Consider the following 18233-nt stretch of genomic DNA (forward strand, 5'->3'; position numbering starts at 1 on the left):
CCAACGTAGACGTTTTCATTGGCGGGCGCGCGTTTCGGCATTCCTCGGCAATGTACGTGCTATGATACAAAACCACAACGAGGGACGTTCTATTGCCTGATAGGAGGAGGAAACGGCATAGACATGGCCAAGAGGGGACGGCATACGGAGGGCTTTACGCTCGCCGAACTTCTGATGAGCGTTGCCATCGTACTCATTCTTGCTGCTATCGCCTTTCCTTCCATCGTGTCGGCGCAGAACAACATGCGCATGTTGGAGCTGAACAACGCCGCCCAATCCATCGCGAACGCCGCCCAAGCCCAGATGACGGCCAAGAAAGTATCGGGCACGTGGGTGGATGCCGTGAAGGACGGCGATTCGTATCGCGCCTGCTTCCCCGCCGCGCGCTCGGCGGATGTTTCACGTGAAACATTCGAGGGCTCGTCCCGCTCACAGGGCGAAACGGAACATGTTTCACGTGAAACACTCGGGTCCGACGAGGTTGCTCCTCCCTCCGCTTCTGCTGCGGAGTCTTCCAAACGTTACATGACGGCGGACACCGCCCGCGAGCAGGGTATCGTCCCGGCGCTCGCCGTGGAGGAGGCTGTGCGCGACGCCGACTATATCATCGAGTTCGATGCCGACACGGCGCAGGTGACCGGCGTGTTCTACGCCGACGGAAGGTCCGGCTTCTTCGGATCGACCCCTGCCTCCACGAACGCCGCGAAGACGTATTACGAAACCGAGGACGCCTCCACCGATCAGGCGGCGCGCATGGGCCACGACCCCATGATCGGCTACTATGGCGGCACCCCTGCCGGCGCCACGCCCGAGAAAGCGCTCGCGAATCCGGTGATCTGGGTGGACGAAGCAACGGGCTGTCTGATGGTGCAGGACCCCAACATTGCCGCGGACGGAAGCGCGGGCTCCACCACCTCCACGGTGGCTATCGAGAACACCGGCAAGAACGTGGCGTTCTCGATCTCCGGCTTGAGCAACGGAACGACCATGGTGTCGTTGTCCACGGCCGATGACGGTTCGGAGTCGGTTGGCTTCACCAACTTCGCCGCAGCCATCAAGCAGCAGACGCGCGACAACGCGAACGTGAAGGGCAATGTGTGGGCCATCGACCTCAACGCACTTTCGCAGCTGGTGGCGAAGGGGAATGACGGCAAGCCGACGGCGGATGACTCGCAGAAAGCGAAGCTCAAGCAGGTGTTCGACGCGTGTGTGGCGGGCGACGCCCTGACCGTGTCGGTGGAGACGAAGGACGCCTCGCGCAGCTGCGTGCCGGGCACGGCTGCCGCCCATGTGGAGTGGCCGAGCCCTGCGGGCAAGCTGACGATGCTGATAACCAACCCGTACTCCGCCGTCGTGGCCGGCGAGAAGAACGAAGCTTACATCGAGCCGCAGGTGCGGTCGGCGGTCGCGGACAGCGCGCATCCTTCCATTGGGGCGGGCTCCGGCAACGGCGACGGCGTGGTGAAGGACGGGCTGACGGTCACTCCCTTCTTCGAGGACAAGGAGAACCACTTCCGTACTTCCCCCGTGAACGCGCAGCTGAAGGGCGAGAACGAGCAGGCCGGCTATCAGTCGTACGCGGGCGGTTGGGTGGCGTCGTCGTCCGTGCGCGACGACGCCACGTACCGGCTCGAGGGAACTGTGGGCGCGTACAACAATCATGCGTACCAGATTTGGGAGCTGTGGATCAAGCGAGCCGACACCGGTGAATGCATGCGCGTGGGCTACTTGAACGATGGCAAGTGGGAATGGGGCGTGTTCAACCAGAAGGGGGTCAACTACGACTACCGTTTTCTGAACGACTGCTTCACCTGGTACGGAACGAATGAAACGGGCGATGCTTCGGGTACCCTTGCCGGAACCGATACCGATGCGAACAACGTCATATCCCTGCGCCTCGATGTGCGGAAGTTCTACGCCGAGGCCGAGAACCATAAGAACCACGGCTTGGCCGACGAGGACGGCAATGCAACGGTGTACGTGCGCACGGCTCCGAAGGCATCCGAAGTCCAGGCGTACTTCAACAAGCTGGCGGTTCCTGAACCGGCTTCGGTTGAGAATCCGTTGAAGGCTGCCTATCTGAGCGGCAGCGCCCAGGAGACCGGCTCGCGCACCGCGGATACCCCGTCGATCACGGCACGCGCCGCGTTCGAAGGCGAGTTCGGCGCCTCGTCGTCCGACGTGTCATGGGCGGTGTCCAAAACCACGGTCGCCGGGTTTTCCCAAGGTAACGAATACCTGAGCGCCGCCGGCACCGTGCCGGTGCGGGTGTACTACTCCATTGCCCCCGGGGTTGGTTTCGCGAACATCAGATCTTACGATAACGGCAACGGCAGCGGGTACCTAAGCGGCGTGCTCAGCACGCGCTTGACCAACGTCTCGCTTTGGCTGTACCGCGGTCCCTCTATCAACGATCTTGCCGTTATGCCGTCCGCCCTTCTGAAGAACTACAACGGGTTGGAGTTCTCGTGCCGCCAAGGAAGTACGTACGACTTCAAGATAACCACCCAAGAAGACTACCGCTTCTACCGGGCACTGCTCTACTACACCGAGCAAGGTGTTGGAAAACCCGATTATGCGGTTCAGCATGTTCCGTATTCGTCGATCGAGTCGGAAGTTGTTCTGGGTGAGGTCGACCCTCCTGCGAAACCCGAGACAGACGAGTTCACCTATCGTTTCGTGGGTTGGGAAACGGTTGATGTTCGCGATGCCGGATCGGGGTCGATCGTCTGCGTGCCGGGCGATACGGTCGGAAAGTACGACGGCCAGCTGGCATTCAAGGGAACGACGTTCGTGGCCAAGTTCGATGAGATACGCAAACCGAAGGTGAGCCTCGGTTTGGCGTATATCGAGCTTGATGCCAACGGTGCTGCGACCAGCTGGTACGGTTATTACGGAACCGACGAAGGCTCGTTCGTTAATGAGCTTCGCACAGACAACGCCATCGACGACTGGGGGTACTTCATCCTCGTTGGGGAGGGCACTGAGAAGTCAGCCATCACACAAGGCAAAGGTAGCCAGTACAAAATCAAGGATGAAGAAGCTATAACGGTTTCTTTGTCTGGGACGACGTATTCTGCATATCGCATCGTTGCGTCGGGAGATGTTGCGCTGAAGAATCAATCTACACCGGTGGAAGTGTTCGTGAACAAGTCCCAGCCGAACGAGTTGACCGCAACCTACCAGGTCAACTTCAATTTCGCCCGCGCCGTGACGCTTGATGGCGATGTTGCGAAAACCTGGGGAGAAGATGCTTCGCCCTGGAGCGTGCGCCATGCTATGCAGTTTCCTGGTTCATTGAAATGGTTTAACAATGTCAACGGCGTACAGTATGCGTACATGGGAGATGCCTTTATTCAAGAACATGATCTCGATATGAAGAACATCGTTGACGGGTACAAGTTCAACAACATATTCACAGGGGCTTACGATGGCGGAAGCTACCGTATCTTCAATTTCGGACGAGCGACGTATGCCAGCCTTGGCGATACTAGCGGCTTTTCCGTGCTGAACTCAGCGAAAGAGTACGAGGGTGTTGGGCAGGGGCAGGGTCTCTTCCCTTGGGTTCTCAGTGATGGAACTTCGTCTGCGGTTATAAAGAACGTGAGGCTTGTCGTTGACGGCAATTCGTATGCTGCCGTCGGTACGAACTCGAACTCGAACTTCGGTTTTCTGGTGGGCAATGCTGCGAAGTCCAAGATTGTGAACTGTACGCTTGAGGGTGCTAGCGAGAACGCGACTGCTGTCGTGGACAGGCTTTCCTACGGAACCCATGCGGTGTCACCGCTCATAGGGTATGCGGAAGAGTGCGACATCGAAAAGTGCAAGGTTTTCGATGTCGATGTCCGAGTCTCTTGGAGGGATACCGGGACGGTCGATGGATTGTCGGCGGGTTTGATCGTTGCTCGAACAAGCCAGGTGAACCTATCATCATGTTCGGTGACCGACGTCGTCTTCAACATTGAAAACAAAGTGAAGCCCTCCTCGGTCGTTTGCTTGGGCGGCGTTGTCGGTAGTGCCGGGTGGTCTCTCGACGAGAGTTACTGCACGGTGAAAACGGTGTCGTTCTCGTTTCCGGAGAACCAGCAGGTGCTTACCCGGCTTTCCGCCGGTTCGGTGATCGGCGGTCAAAGCGGTGCGTGTTCGGCGCACTACAACACGGTCACGCAGCCTGTTCAGTACTCTTTGGGTGGCAGCGCATGGGTTCCCATCGAGGCGGAAGTTGGTGGTTCCCTATGAAGCGCGTGAGGATCCTTCGTGACACTTCCGGGGCTTCTATTGTCATTGCGCTGGTGTTCTTCCTTATTTGCGGCATCGTCGGGTCGGTGGTGATGACGGCTGCCTCGGTGCAGGCCAAGGCAGCGCAGACGCATGTGGACTTGCAGCAGAAAGAGTACGCGATGCAGTCGGCGGCGAAGCTGATGGCCCAGCAGCTGGGCGGCGAGGATGCTGTCTGGGAGGAGAAATCGGTAGTCGTTAAAATCGCCTACGATACCGCAGGTGAGGCGAGTGTCGATACGAATAGCTTGCGTTCGATGATCGGCCAGAATTTCTGGACCGAACAGCGCACGAAGGACATCCTCGCCGCCCGCGCGGAGGGGAAGGATTACGTGCTGGGCGGCTCCGCATCCAATCGGTTGCTCATCGACCCTCCAAGCGAAGCGGGGGGTCTCGCCCCGGTGTACGGCTGTATCACGGTGGATCCCGACCTCAACATCACCGTGGAGTTGTCGCTCGATTCCGCTTTCGCGGCGGATTCCCCCTACAACACCACCATCTCCGTCCAATGCACGCCCACGTTCGATAACCAAGGCCGCGTGACGGTGATCGAGTACGGCGACAACACCGTCGTGAAGAAGACGGAGGCGGCGTGATGATCGGCAAAACGACGCGCGTGCTGCGTGAGAAACTGCAAGATTGCCACGGCGACACGATGGTGGAGGTGCTGGCGGCAGTGTTCATTGCGGCGTTGGGCGCCACAATGCTCGCCACGATGGTGACGGTGTCGGCATCTGCCTCGGCCCGAAGCCAGCAGGTGCTGAACGCCTCGTATGCCTCGGAGAATTCTTTATACGATTCGTCTTCCTACGGGCCTGTCGTGTCTGTAACGCTCCCGGACTCTTCGACCGCAGTTCCCATCAAAGTGAGCGTATACCAGTCGGGCGGCTATGCATACTACGAGGAGGGTTGGTAGCATGACACCCCTTCTCGACAAAGCGTCGCTTCGATCCCGCCTGCGCGACACGCGGGGGTTCATGATCGCGGAGCAGCTGACCAGCATAGTGTTCATCGGGCTTCTTTGCGTTGCGGTGGGCGTCGGGCTGCAGGTGGCCATGAACTCGTACGCCTCCATCACCCGGCAGGCGCAGGCCGACGCGCTGCTGCAACAGGCGGTGGAGGTAGTGAGCGACGAGCTGACGTACGCGCGCGACGTGGAGGGCGAGGGAACGCAGGCGCCCGATAACCCGCTGTACTTCACCAGCCCCACGCGTCACGAGACGTCGGTGCTGCAATCGAGCGAGACTGGCGAAGACGGCATCTGGCTAAACGCGGCTGGAGAGCAGTCGCAAATCGTGCCGGCACGCGACGGCCTCGCGCCCAAGCTGGCAGAGCTTTCATACAACGCGGACAACGAGACCTGGAGTTTCCGCATCACCATCGCATCAGGTGAGGACGTGGCGGCCGAAGCCGCCATGACCGTGAAGAGGATAGGATCGTAAATGGCGTACAAACGGTTGGGAGACGTGCTGATAGACGCGGGCCTCATCACCGAGGACCAGCTGGGACACGCGCTCAAACAGCAGAAAGAGACGAAACGCCGCCTGGGCGACGAGCTTATCGCCGAAGGCGTCATCACGGAGGCGGGCCTCATCGAGGCGCTGCAGATGCAGCTGGGCGTGGAGTTCGTCGACCTTTCGGCGATCGACCTCGACCCCGAGCTAAGCCGCGTGATCAGCAAGAACGTCGCACGCCAGTACAACGTGGTGCCCGTGCGCACTTCGCCCGACGAGGTGTGCCTGGCCATGAGCGATCCACTGAACTTCATGGCCATCGAAGCGGTGAAGAACGCCACTCGGAAGCGCGTCATCCCTATGGTGACCACGCATGATTCGCTGATGCGCGCCATCATGACGCTGTACGGCAACGAGGGTGCCGCCCGCGCCATCGAGGAGATGAAGCGCGACGCCCGCACGACAGGCGCTGACGACGCCTCGACCGGATCGTTCCAAACCTCCACGCTGGGCGACGACGCCGACGCGCAATCGGCTCCCACGGTGCGTCTTGTGAACAGCATCATCGAGCGAGCCGCCACCGAGCGCGCCAGCGATATCCACCTGGAGCCGCGCGAGATCGACCTGCATGTGCGCATGCGCATCGACGGCGTGCTGCGCACGATACTCACGGTGCCGAAGGAGCTGCAGGCTTCGGTCATCTCGCGTTTGAAGATCATGGGCGGTATGAACACCTCGGAGCGCCGCGTGCCTCAGGACGGCCGCGCAAACATCCGCTTGAAGAAGCAGGACATCGACCTGCGCATCAACACGCTGCCCACCATCCACGGCGAGACGGTGGTCATCCGCCTGCTGGACAAGAGCGAGGCGCTGTTCGACCCTGCGGGCATCGGCCTGGAGGGCGACAACCTGGAGAAGTACCAGCGGCTCATCGGCTCGAACAACGGCATGGTGCTGATCGTGGGCCCCACCGGCTCGGGCAAAAGCTCCACCATGTACACGATGATCCGCCAGCTGAACACCGATTCGGTGAACCTCGTCACGCTGGAAGACCCCGTGGAGTACAACATCGACGGCGTGAACCAGGTGCAGATCAACGAGAAGACGGGCATGACCTTCGCCAGCGGCCTGCGCGCCATCCTGCGCCAGGACCCCGACATCGTGGCGGTGGGCGAGATTCGCGACGGCGAGACGGCCGAGATCGCCATGCGCGCCGCCATCACCGGCCACCTGGTGCTGTCCACCGTGCACACCTACGACGCGGCGTCCACCATCGACCGTCTCATCGACATCGGCGTGGAGCCGTACCTCATCGCCAGCGGCGTGCGCGGCGTCATCTCGCAGCGCCTCGTGCGCAAGGTGTGCCCCCATTGCCGCGAGGAGTACCGTCCCGACCCCGAGGAATTCGAGGCCGTCGGCCTGCCCTACGACCCCGGCGTGAGGTTCTACCGCGGATCGGGCTGTCCCATGTGCTTCGGCACGGGGTATCGCGGGCGCACGGGCGTGTTCGAAATCCTGGTGATCGACCGCGCGCTGCGCAGCCGCATCACGGGCGGCGCCACGCGCGAGGAGCTGAAGGACGCCATCGAGCGCACGGGCTCGTTCAAGACGATGGAGGACAGCTGCCGCGAGCTGGTGCTGACTGGCGCGACCACCGTCGAGGAAGCCCGCAAAACCATCACCGCGCTGGAGTAAGGAAGAGGAAGGCGGATGCCAAAAGTGCGGCGATAGCAGCAAACTGAAAGAGAAGGACCACGCATGAACGTTGAGCACATCATAGACATGGCGCGCCAGGCAGGCGCTTCCGACGTGCACCTGGTGTGCGGTCTGCCCGTGAAGTTCCGCCTGGCCGGGCGCCTTGAGAACGCGGGCGTGGACGGCGACGCACCGTTGTCGCACGACGATTGCGAGCAGCTGGCCCGCCGTTTGGCCGGAGACGATTTCGACCGCATCCAGCGCATCGGCGAGCTGGATCGCGCCGAGACCATCGGGGGCGTGCGCGTGCGCATCAACCTGTTCCGCCAGCAGGGCCACGCGAGCGCGGCTTTGCGCCTGCTGTCCGACCGCATCCCCGCGTTGGAGACGTTGGGTTTGCCGCCTGCGGTCATGGACTTCCCGCGCATCCAGCGCGGCATCGTGGTGGTGACGGGCGAAACCGGCAGCGGCAAGTCAACCACGCTGGCGGCGCTCATCGACAGCATCAACCACACGCGCGCCGAGAACATCATCACCATGGAAGACCCCATCGAGTACGTGTACACGCCCGACCAGTCCGTCATCTCGCAGCGCGAGATCGGCCAAGACACCGAAAGCTACAGCAACGCCTTGCGCGCCGTGCTGCGCGAAGACCCCGACGTCGTCCTTATCGGCGAGATGCGCGACCTCGACACCATCCAAACGGCGCTGACCGCCGCCGAGACGGGCCACTTCGTGCTGGCCACGCTGCACACGAAGAGCGCCGCCGACTCCATCGACCGCATGGTGGACGTGTTCCCCGAGGGCTTGCAGCGCCAGGTGCGCATGCAGCTGTCAACCACGCTGGTGGCCGTGCTGTCGCAGCAGCTGCTGCCGCGCCGCGACGGCACGGGACGTGCGCTGGCGTGCGAGCTGATGATGGTGACGCCCGCCATCCGCAACCTCATCCGCGAGGGCAAGACGCCGCAGATAGCCGGCTCGCTGGCCACGTCGGCCTCGGCGGGCAGCGTGACCATGGACAACGCGCTGATCGCCCTGGCCCGCAACCGCGACATCACGTCCCAAACCGCTATCGACGCCGCGCACGACGTCGACTACGTGAGAAAGAGCGTTCGCTGATGCCAACCTTCACTTACACCGGGATAACGGCCGCCGGCCAGCAGATCGACGGCGTGGTCGAGGCGTTCGACGAGATCGAGGCCATGGAACGCGCGCGCGAGCAGTGCCGCGTCGTCCAAAGCGTGGTCCCCGTGCGCGAGGGCAAAAACCTACTGTCCATGGACATCACGAAGCCGAAGGCCAAGCAGAAGAACCTTGCCGTCATGTGCGCCCAGTTCGCCACCATCCTGAACGCGGGCGTGCCCGCCGCGCGCGCCACGTCGCTGGTGGCCGACCAGGTGACCGACAAGTATCTGAAACGCGTGCTGGCCGACGTGGCCGCCGACGTGGCGTCGGGCCACAGCCTGGCCGAGAGTTTCCAAAGCAAGGGCGAGAACCTGCCGCGCGTGTTCATCGAGACGGTGCGCGCCGGCGAGGAGAGCGGGCATCTGCCCGAGAGCTTCCAACGCCTGCACGGGTACTTCGACAAGCGCGCGAAGGTGTCGGCCAAGGTGCAAAGCGCCATGACCTACCCCATCTTCGTGGCGGTGATCGCCGTGGTGGTGCTGGCCATCATGATGGTGATGGTGATCCCCTCGATGACGGGCATGATCGCATCGCTGGGGGCGGATACGCCGGCCATGACCCAGTTTTTGATCGACGCTTCGAACTTCGTCACCGACAACTTCCTGCTGATCGCGGTGGTGCTGGCGCTGATCGTCGTGGGCGTGAAGCTGTTCGGCACCACGGAGCGCGGCAAGACGACGTTCGCCGTCTTGAAGCTGAGGCTGCCGGTGCTGGGCGCGGTGGGCGTGTGCTCGGGCGCGGCTCAGTTCGCGAACACGATGGCCATGCTGGTGACGGCCGGCCTTCCTGCCACGCGGGCGGTGGCCATCACGTCGCGCGTGATGAGCAACTATGTGTTGTCGCGCGAGGTGGGGCGCTTGGAGGCTGGTTTGGAGGAAGGGCGCACGCTGGGCGAGGGCCTGGAGGCCAGCACGTACCTGCCGCGCACGCTGGTCGAGATGGTCGCCGTGGGCGAGCACACCGGCGAGCTGGAGGAGACGCTGGAAACCATGGGCGCGTTCTACGACGACGAGACGCAGCGCGTGACCAACAAGGCGATTTCCATCATGGAGCCCGCCCTGCTTGTTTTGATGGCGTTGTTCGCGGGTTTCATCGTCATCGCGTTGTATTTGCCGATGTTTTCATTGTATGCTGCAATGTAACCGTTCTGACACCGTTTCGTGTCACAGCCGTTACTTTATGCAGAAAAATGTATGGGGATATTTCCGGTGCCCGAATGGCTCGGATAAGGAGAAAGGAACCGATATGAAAGAGATGATCAAGAAGATGCGCGAAGAGCGCGGCGGCTTCACGCTGGCCGAGCTGCTGGTCGTCGTGGCCATCGTGGCCGTGCTGGTGGCCATCGCCGTGCCGCTGTTCTCCAGCTCGCTCACCAGCGCCGAGGACGCGGTGAAGAAGGCGAACGAGCGCTCGGTGAAAGCTGAAGTGACGACGGGTTACCTCGCCGACGGCTTAGATAAGACCAAGTACGATCAGAAGTTTTATAGCGCTAACGACAAGGGCGACCTGACCGGTCCGTTGGCATCGGCTCCTACCGATGCCAAGTATGTGTACAAGGTGGCGATCGACGATGCCACCGATAAGACCAAGCCGACGATTACGATTACGGATGAGACCGGTAAAGGAAACGAAGAGAATCCCGCTAGCTAACGCATGACCATTCCCCTTGGCATCTTCAATCCGGCGCAGGCGGCGTTTCTTTTGGGGATCGCCGCCGTGCTGGGTGCTTGCCTGGGGAGTTTCGTGAACTGCCTGGCATGGCGGCTGGCCAACGGCGAGAGCGTGTTGGCCGGCCGCAGCCATTGCACGTCGTGCGGCCACGTGCTGGGAGCATTGGACCTCGTTCCCGTGGCATCGTGGCTCGCGCTTCGCGGCCGCTGCCGCCACTGCGGGCAGCGGGTGAGCCCGCGCTACGTCATCGTGGAAGCGCTCGTGGCCGCGTTGTTCGCTGCCGTCGTCGCGCGCTACGGATTGTCGGTGCAAACGGCCGCCTACCTGGTGCTCGTGTGCATCCTCATGGCTGTGGCGTTGGTGGACCTGGACACGTTCATCATTCCGAACGGGTTTGTGGTGGCGGGCTGCGTGCTGTGGCTGGTGTCTATCTGGTTCATGCCCGCGCCGCGCGTGGACGCGTTCTCGGTGGGCAGCCTGTTCTCGGGTTGGGTGCATCCGGGCGGCGCGGTGGCGCTGGACGGCATCGTAGGCGCGGCGGTCGTCGCGGGCGGCGTGCTGGTATTGTCCGTGGCGTTCGACAAGGTGACGAAACGCCGGTCGCTCGGCGGCGGCGACGTCAAACTGCTGTTCATGGTGGGGTTGTTCCTCGGGTTGGCGGGTTCTATGCTGAATCTGCTGATGGCGTGCCTTATGGGGTTGGCGTTCGCGTTTGCTCAGGGGCTTTCCGTTCCTTCTTCGCCGGGCGAGGGCGAAGGCGAGGGGGAAAGCGTCCGAACAAGGGCGATTCCGTTCGGGCCGGCCATTGCCGCGGCCACGGCGTTCACGCTGTTGGCGGGGCCGACCATCCTCACGTGGTACGCGGGGTTGTTCTGACAGGATATGCAGCGGGCTGAAAGGAAAACGCGCCGCATGGGCAAAACGTACACGGGTGTCGATATCGGGGACAGCAGCATCAAGCTGGCGGTTTCCGACGGCCAGTCGGTGAGCAAGGTTGCCATCGAGATGCTGCCCGAGGGCCTGGTGGCCGACGGACGCATCGTCAGCCACGACGCGATGGCCGACTTCATCAAAAGCGTGGTAAGAAGCATCGGCGGTGTTTCGAAGGACGTAGCGTTCGTGGTTCCGGGCTCCGACAGCCTGTTCCGGCGTCTGTCGCTTCCCGCCATGACCGAGAAAGAGCTGCGGCTGAACCTGCCGTACGAGTTCCGCGATTACATATCGCAAGGCAAAGACCGCTACGTGTACGATTATGCGATGTTGGGCATGCGCAACGACGCCGACGGCCAGCCCGAAGGCATGGATCTGCTGGCGGTTGCGGCGCCTAAGCAGGCCATCGCCGACTATACCGAGATGTTCCGTCGCGCAGGCTTGAAGCTGAAGGTGGCGCTGCCCGAACAGGCGGCGTACCAGAACCTCGTGGGAGGCAATCCTCGCGCGCTGGCTAACTGCTGCGTGATAGACTTCTCCCATCATATGACCAAGCTGCATTTCTTCCTCGACGGCGCCTACGACGTGGCCCGCGTCATAGAGATCGGCGGCATCGACATCGATCGTGCCATCGCGAACGAATACGGCGTCGACGAGCACGTTGCCGACCAGTACAAGCGCACCGACTACCAGGGCGCGCAGCGCTCCGAGGCCGCCCGCGCGGTGTACCAGTCCATCGCGGTTGAAATCGGGCGCGCGCTGAACTTCTACGGCTTCAACAACCCCGACGCTGTCATCGAGGTGGCGTACTGCTGCGGTGGCGGGCTGCTTCTGGATCCGCTGGTAGAGGCGGTGGCTGCCCATGCCGACTTGCGCGTGTCGTCCATCGTCGACGTGCTGCCGCCGATGAGCGCGCCGTTGGGCGAGGCCCTTCGCTGTCCGGTTGCCATCGGCGCCACCATGAAGGCGGGGCGGTAGCCATGGATTTGAAGCAGGAGGTGTCGCTGAGCGCGCTGAAGCGCGGCAAGGCGCCGGCGTACCCCGTCAAGACGTCCATCAACTTGGTAGACACCCAGCAGCAACGTGGCAACCTGCTGGCGCAGCTGGGTCTGTTCACCATCGCCCTGGTGCTGATCGGCGTATTCGCGAAGTTCGCCGTGGTGGATCCCTTGGCGGCGAGCGCGGCAAGCAGCAACGAGGTTTCCGCAGCGCAGGCGCGCCTGGATGTGCTGGCGGCCGAGAACGCCGACTACGCAGAGCTGAACGCGCAATACGATCGTTATGTGGTGCCGGGGTTGTCCGAAGAAGAGCAAAACCTGGTCGATCGCGATGTGGTTCTGAACTTGCTGCAGCAGAAGGTGATGGGCGTGGGTCACCTGTCGTCGCTGCGCATGGAGAAGAACACGGCCACGGTTACCTGTTTGGGAGCCGATTTGAACGAGGTGTCCGCCCTGGTGGAAAGTTTGGAAAGCGATCAGCGCGTAGCGCATGTGACGGTATCCACGGCTCAGGGCGAGAACGATAGCTCCACGTCGGCTACGATCCAGATCGTGTTCGCGGGGCCGCTGGACGTCGAAGGCGACGGCGGCTCGAAGGAGAAGGGAGCCGGCGATGGCGCGGCGTAGCGTGTTGAACCGCTCGTTCTCCACCAGCGAGAAGGTGCTCATGCTGGTGCTGGCGGTGCTGCTGGTGGTGGCGTGCTACTACTTCCTGGTGGTGAAGAACGTGGCCGACACGATAGCTGCCAATGAAGACCGGCTGGCGGACATCGAGATCAGCATCAACGCGCAGGAGATGCTGGCGGCCGATCGCGCGCGCATGAAGGCCGAGCTGGAGGCGTTGGGCGAAGACGGCACGCTGCCCGTGGTGGCCGTGTACGACAACATCCGCAACGAGTTGAACGAACTGAACGCGCTGATGGGAGGCGCGACCACGTACAACCTCTCGTTCGCGCAGCCCACCGTGGAGGACAAGCTGGTGCGCCGCGAGGTGACCGTGTCGTTCACGGTGCCCGATTACGCGGCTGCGCTGGACGTGGTGCGCAAGCTGGAGAACGGTACGTACCGTTGCGAGATCACCGACTTCTCCGTGATCGGCGACATGTTGGCCGACGGTACCGTGGACAGCGTCGATGCTGTGCTGACTGTCACCTACTTGGAAACCACGAACGGCGCCGCAACCACCGCCGGCCTCGTTGAAAAAGCCAAGTAGAAAAAGCTTAGAGTCGCAGGATCTTCTGTCATCCTGGCGATCTATTCCGCTTGGTAGCTGCCGATGACGAAGCGGTTCTTGCCGCCGGCTTTCGCACGGTAGAGAGCTTTGTCGGCTTGGCGATAGGCGCTCTGGTACGAGGCGATTTTACCGTGCAGTTCTACGCCGCCGATGCTGAGCGTCACTTCGTGTTCGGTGCCGTACTGGTCGGTGAACGTCACGCCGCGTTTTACGATGCCGGCGCAAGCGCTGGCCAAACGCTCATCGTCGATGCGTCCGTTCACGCAGATGGCGAACTCGTCGCCGCCCAGGCGTCCGATCAGGTCTTGCGGCCTGAACGCGGCCGTCAGCGCCGCGGCCGTCTGTTGCAGCGCTCGATCGCCGGCAAGGTGGCCGTACGTATCGTTCACGCCCTTGAAGTCGTCGGTGTCCACCACCAGCACGGCTCCGGCGGTGCCGTTTGACAGCAGCTCCCCCGCCGTTTCTTGGAACGTTTGCCAGTTCAACAATCCGGTGAGGCCGTCGTGGTGGGCGCGTTCGGGCAAGTCCATCTTCTCGCGCATTTCATCGTCGATGTTGGCGATTTTCCCGATTACCGAGATGGGTTTGCCCGCATCGTCCTCCACGAAATGGGAAGTGATGCGTATCCACTTCCTATCCTTGTCGGGATTCGCTTCCTCGTGGCACAGCACCTCGGTCACGGCGTTCGACGGCGAGGTGAACGCATCCAGCAGCTCGGGGTTCGCACTGTGCTTGATGAGTTGGCGTGCGTTCTCGTACGAGACGTAGGAGGATCCGTCGTCCATGCTCGTGGCATCGTCAACGTAGGAGCTGGAAAGAAGCGATTTCGACTTCGAAATGCGCAGGGTGTCCGATTTTATGGAATACTCGAAGAACTGCTCGTTTGCCAGGCGGTACAGCTCTTGAAAGCGCAAATTCTCTTCGCGTACGGCGCGCGCCGCATGCATGCGGGAGCGCAGGTACAGCGCAAGCAGAACGATGATGAGCACCAGCAGCGATATGCACGCCAGCGCGAATTCTCCCAGGTGATCCTTGATGAACAGGTTGATCTGCTCGTCCTGGTCGATCAGCGAGTTGTCATAGATGATGGAGTCCAGCTGGGCACTGTTGAGGCTGCGCAGCGCTTTGTTTAAGATGACCAGCAAATCGGGGTCAACCGGCTGCGCGAGGCCGAAGCAGATGTCGATGGATTGCGTCGAGGTGGGCAAATAGAGGATGTTGCTCAGTTCGTCGATGTTGAGGTAGTACGGCGTGGTGTACGACGTGCCGTAGGTGTAGTCGACTTCGCCGGAGTTCACCGCTTCGAGGCATTCTTCGATAGTGTCGTACAGCTGCACCGGCGCGCCTTCAGGGGCGGTTTCAGCCTGGTCCCATAAAAGTGCGATGCTTTTGCCGTCCAGGCGATCGGGGTCTACGAACTTGTTGTATACCAGCAGTATGGAGGTGGTCATGTACGGAGCCGTCATGGCTACGATCTTGTCGATTTCCGTGTTGTCGTCGTCGTTCACGCCGGCAACGATGTCGATGTTCTCCTCGCGCAGCGCAGTGGCCAAATCGTCATAGCGCGGTATGCTCACCATTTCGAACGATAGCCCCGTGTGCTTCGAGAGATATTCCAGAATACCCTTCGTAACCCCTTTAAACTCGCCGGTTTCCGGGTCGAACGACTGCAGCGGCGGCCTGTCGGTGAGGACGCCTACGCGCAGCGTTTTGTAGTTGCGCGCGTAACGGAGTTCGGCGCTGGTCAGATCGTAGTTGTCCTCCGAGGGGAGGAAGTGCTTCTTGTACAGGGTTTCCTGGAGCTGGGGGTTGCTTTGGTTGATGCGGTCGATGGTGGCATCAAGCTCGTCGATGATCGAGCGCTCGCCCTTAGGCGCGGCGAAGAAGAAGGGCCGTCCAGCGAACGACGACACGATATGGAACCCGTCGAAGATGTTGACGTCGATCTCGAGGAACACGTCGGCTTCGCCGGTCAAGGTTTTGTCGAGCAGCTCTTGCGTGGTGGAGCATTCGACGGTGACCAGGTTGATGCCGTTCTGATCGCAGTAGTACTCGAGCTCCGCGCGGCGCTTCTTCGCGGTGGCGAGGATGGCCACGCGCAGCTCGCTTCGGGTGAACAGATTGGTTTTCGAGACGGTGGCATGTATGTTCGGAGCGAACAGGGCGGTGTGGGCCGAGCCGTAGCTGTTTTCGGGGTATTCGTACATCTCGGCAAGGGCGGCGCTGTACGACATGCTTCCTTCGATGTCCACCTCGCCGTTGTCCAGCATCTCTAAAAGCCGCAAAGCGCGTTCGTTTGCATTGTCGCCCTCGGCTTCCACGAACTCGAACGACCAGCCGGTGAACTGGGCGACGCGCATGAGGTAGTCGTAGGTGTAGCCTTCATAGGTGCCGTCATCGTTTTTTGCGAGCAGGCCTTCGCTGTCGGTGTAACCCACCTTGACGATGCGTGGCTGGTCGGAGGCATGAGCTTCTTCAGCGGTGACCGGTATAAGAAGCGCGCAGGCTAAAACCGCCGAGAGCAGCACTCTCGTGCATAAGCGCAAGGCAGTCGTATGTGATCTCTTCTTCGTCGTGCTTCCTTGTTCCGGGTGGAATATCGGGGTTACAGTATAGCCTCTTTTTTCAAATAATTCGCACGGGGGTGCTGTCTGTGCGCGATCATTTGCGTGTTCCGCACGGATGTTTTACGTGAAGCATCTGTGCATGGCCGCTCGACAGCAGCCGGGCGCGCAAAAAAGCGCCCCCGAAAGGGAGCGCTTCTGCATTCGAGTGGTGGTCGGAGGGGGACTTGAACCCTCGACACGCGGATTTTCAGTCCGCTGCTCTACCAACTGAGCTACCCGACCACGATCAACCGTCCATGGGGACGTGGGACGATATTCTACCATATCCCATAGCCTCAGCAAGAGGAAATTCCCAAAAATCCCCCTCTGCTTACCGGGCCGCCTGCTTGGAAGCCCGGCGCGCATCCATCGGCCGCCTGTCCGCACACCTGTCGGCGTACCTGCCGCGCCGTTCTTCTAGCGATAAACGATCTTGCCAACCGTCACGCCCTCGGCGATCATTGCGACGCCGCGCCACAGCACGAACACGGCTACGAGCAGAGAGAATAAGATCGGCGAGACGAACAGCATAATGGCGCACACGATGTTGACGATGCCCGAGAACAGGCCGATCCCCCATGCTGAGAAGCCGATGCTTTTCGATTTCATCGCTGCGAATATCTCGAACAGGCCGAACACGAGGAAGCACAGGGCCACCAGCCACGAGATGGCCGCGCCGCCCACCAGCGGATGCAGCACGAACATCAGGCCGATCAGCACGTCGAGGATCGCGTAGGCCAATGACCATCCCGACACGCTCATCATAGACCTGAAACGCACGTAGAACACGATGCCCAGCACGCCTGAGAGCAGGAAGCCCACGCCCGCGATCATGGCGATGGTGGCCAGCGTCAAGTTCGGCGCGAAGCAGCAGAGCAGGCCGCATGCGAGTAGCAGGATTCCCGCCAGTATCAGGCTCCAGTCCCATTTCTTCTTCAATGTCGCCATGAGCGCTCCTCCTCGTCTTGCCTTTCGGCATGCGTTTCTCTGACGCATTGTATCACCGGCTTGCGAGCGTCCGAGCGTTTGTGCGCGAAGGGCGGTTTGACGGCGCGAATCGCCGATTCGCCATACAAGAGCCTTCGCCATACGAAAAAGCCCCGGTCTCCTCAAGCGGTTTGCGATGAACTGCGTGAGGAGACCGGGGCGAGGCGTGGGCCGAGGGTCGTTATGCGGTTTGTTTTCCCGGAGCAGCGTCGACGTCGTCGTCTTCCACGCGTCCGCGGATCTTCTTGACGCTGCGGCCAAGCATGCCGCCGAGCTTCGGAAGGTTCTTCGGTCCGAAGATGATAAGCACCACCACCAGGATAAGTATGAGCTCAGGCATGCCCATTCCGAATATCTTCATCGTGCGCTCCTTCCGGGCTTCCTCGCGTTCAGTGCCGAGCATTATAGCAACTTTAAATTTGTAGTTACTATAATTTTGTAGTAAAACCGACAATTTCGACGAAAAGCGCGGACGGCTCTTATAATGCAGAGCAAACGGCACGGCGAATAGCGGAGGGCGGACGATGGAACAGCGGCAGGCGGACGGCGGGCAGTCGATGGGATTGCGCGAGCGCAAGCGCCGCGCCACGCGGGACGCCATCGAGCGGGCGGCCATCGCCTTGGTGAGCGAGCGCGGCTACGACAACGTCACCGTGGCTCAAATATGCGAGCTTTCTTCCGTATCGCAAGGCACGTTCTTCAACTACTTCCGCACGAAAGACGCGGCTATCGTGGGCATCGGCGAGTACGACCTCGATGCCGACTCTGTGCGCACCGCATTCGATCGCCTCATGCCCTGCTCGATGCTGCACGCCACGCTCACCTTGTTCCTCGAGGTGGCGGGATCGTTCGATTGGGAAAGCGACATCGCGGCGCAGCGGATCGCGCTCGTCAGCGAAACGCCCTCGCTCATGCAGCTGTTCTTGGACAACGCGTTCGGCTTCGTCAGCGATTTTCGCAATATCGTGGAGGCGTATTTTGAAACGAATCCTTCGCTGCGCACATGCTCCGATGTTCTGAGCTCGGCGGAAGAGTCGTACATCGTCGTGTCCGAGGCGCTTGAAGCCGCGAAGTTCGCGCTGTACCGCGTCGCCGACGATCCGGCGTCCGGCCTGCCCAGTGCAGACGAAGTAGAAGCGGTGATCAGGCGCATCGTGGGATAGCGCCCACGGCGGCGGTTCGCTACACTGAATGC

16 protein-coding genes and 1 tRNA gene are annotated in these 18233 nt (G+C 61.4%); 13 read left to right on the forward strand and 4 right to left on the reverse strand.

Annotated features, from left to right (window positions below):
- Positions 1 to 123 precede the first annotated feature (123 nt).
- From GT613_RS02755 to GT613_RS02810, 12 genes are all read left to right on the forward strand, one after another.
- Positions 124 to 4239, forward strand: a complete 4116-nt coding sequence (locus GT613_RS02755; protein WP_035577394.1) for a Tfp pilus assembly protein FimT/FimU — start codon at positions 124 to 126, stop codon at positions 4237 to 4239.
- Positions 4236 to 4874, forward strand: coding sequence for a hypothetical protein (locus GT613_RS02760; protein ID WP_009305618.1), 639 nt, complete (start codon positions 4236 to 4238; stop codon positions 4872 to 4874). The genes GT613_RS02755 and GT613_RS02760 overlap by 4 nt, the downstream gene beginning before the upstream one ends.
- A complete protein-coding gene (locus GT613_RS02765; protein ID WP_009305619.1) occupies positions 4874 to 5194 on the forward strand; it encodes a hypothetical protein in 321 nt (106 codons plus the stop codon). The genes GT613_RS02760 and GT613_RS02765 overlap by 1 nt, the downstream gene beginning before the upstream one ends.
- 1 nt (position 5195) lies before the next feature.
- Entirely contained in the window at positions 5196 to 5720 is a 525-nt protein-coding gene (locus GT613_RS02770; protein ID WP_009305620.1) for a hypothetical protein, read from the forward strand.
- On the forward strand, positions 5721 to 7427 hold the full coding sequence (locus GT613_RS02775) for a GspE/PulE family protein (protein ID WP_009305621.1): 1707 nt from the start codon (positions 5721 to 5723) through the stop codon (positions 7425 to 7427).
- A gap of 63 nt (positions 7428 to 7490) precedes the next feature.
- Complete coding sequence (locus GT613_RS02780; protein WP_009305622.1) at positions 7491 to 8546, forward strand: type IV pilus twitching motility protein PilT; 1056 nt, start codon at positions 7491 to 7493, stop codon at positions 8544 to 8546.
- Positions 8546 to 9754, forward strand: coding sequence for a type II secretion system F family protein (locus GT613_RS02785; RefSeq protein WP_009305623.1), 1209 nt, complete (start codon positions 8546 to 8548; stop codon positions 9752 to 9754). The genes GT613_RS02780 and GT613_RS02785 overlap by 1 nt, the downstream gene beginning before the upstream one ends.
- A 103-nt stretch (positions 9755 to 9857) precedes the next feature.
- Positions 9858 to 10262, forward strand: coding sequence for a prepilin-type N-terminal cleavage/methylation domain-containing protein (locus GT613_RS02790; protein WP_009305624.1), 405 nt, complete (start codon positions 9858 to 9860; stop codon positions 10260 to 10262).
- Between the two features lie 3 nt (positions 10263 to 10265).
- On the forward strand, positions 10266 to 11159 hold the full coding sequence (locus GT613_RS02795) for an A24 family peptidase (protein ID WP_009305625.1): 894 nt from the start codon (positions 10266 to 10268) through the stop codon (positions 11157 to 11159).
- A gap of 36 nt (positions 11160 to 11195) precedes the next feature.
- Positions 11196 to 12191, forward strand: a complete 996-nt coding sequence (gene pilM / locus GT613_RS02800; RefSeq protein WP_009305626.1) for a pilus assembly protein PilM — start codon at positions 11196 to 11198, stop codon at positions 12189 to 12191.
- 2 nt (positions 12192 to 12193) lie between these two features.
- Complete coding sequence (locus GT613_RS02805) at positions 12194 to 12838, forward strand: hypothetical protein (protein WP_009305627.1); 645 nt, start codon at positions 12194 to 12196, stop codon at positions 12836 to 12838.
- A complete protein-coding gene (locus GT613_RS02810; RefSeq protein WP_009305628.1) occupies positions 12825 to 13424 on the forward strand; it encodes a hypothetical protein in 600 nt (199 codons plus the stop codon). The genes GT613_RS02805 and GT613_RS02810 overlap by 14 nt, the downstream gene beginning before the upstream one ends.
- A 41-nt stretch (positions 13425 to 13465) precedes the next feature.
- Here the strand turns inward: GT613_RS02810 and GT613_RS02815 are convergent, their stop codons facing one another.
- The 4 genes from GT613_RS02815 to GT613_RS02830 all read right to left on the reverse strand — a co-directional run bounded on the left by GT613_RS02815 (position 13466) and on the right by GT613_RS02830 (position 17399).
- Positions 13466 to 15883 carry a diguanylate cyclase domain-containing protein gene (locus GT613_RS02815; RefSeq protein ID WP_370516070.1) on the reverse strand — a complete coding sequence of 806 codons (2418 nt, stop codon included), beginning with the start codon at positions 15881 to 15883 and terminating at the stop codon, positions 13466 to 13468.
- Positions 15884 to 16218: 335 nt separating this feature from the next.
- Positions 16219 to 16294 (reverse strand) — tRNA-Phe (locus tag GT613_RS02820).
- 174 nt (positions 16295 to 16468) lie between these two features.
- Entirely contained in the window at positions 16469 to 16999 is a 531-nt protein-coding gene (locus GT613_RS02825; RefSeq protein ID WP_009305630.1) for an HdeD family acid-resistance protein, read from the reverse strand.
- A gap of 220 nt (positions 17000 to 17219) precedes the next feature.
- Positions 17220 to 17399, reverse strand: a complete 180-nt coding sequence (locus tag GT613_RS02830) for a twin-arginine translocase TatA/TatE family subunit (protein WP_009305631.1) — start codon at positions 17397 to 17399, stop codon at positions 17220 to 17222.
- A 163-nt stretch (positions 17400 to 17562) separates the two neighbouring features.
- Between GT613_RS02830 and GT613_RS02835 the strand changes: the two genes are divergently transcribed.
- Complete coding sequence (locus GT613_RS02835) at positions 17563 to 18201, forward strand: TetR/AcrR family transcriptional regulator (protein WP_009305632.1); 639 nt, start codon at positions 17563 to 17565, stop codon at positions 18199 to 18201.
- The last annotated feature ends 32 nt before the right edge of the window (positions 18202 to 18233 follow it).

It is taken from the genome of Eggerthella sp. BIOML-A4, from assembly GCF_009875575.1.
Taxonomy (GTDB): Bacteria; Actinomycetota; Coriobacteriia; order Coriobacteriales; family Eggerthellaceae; genus Eggerthella; species Eggerthella lenta.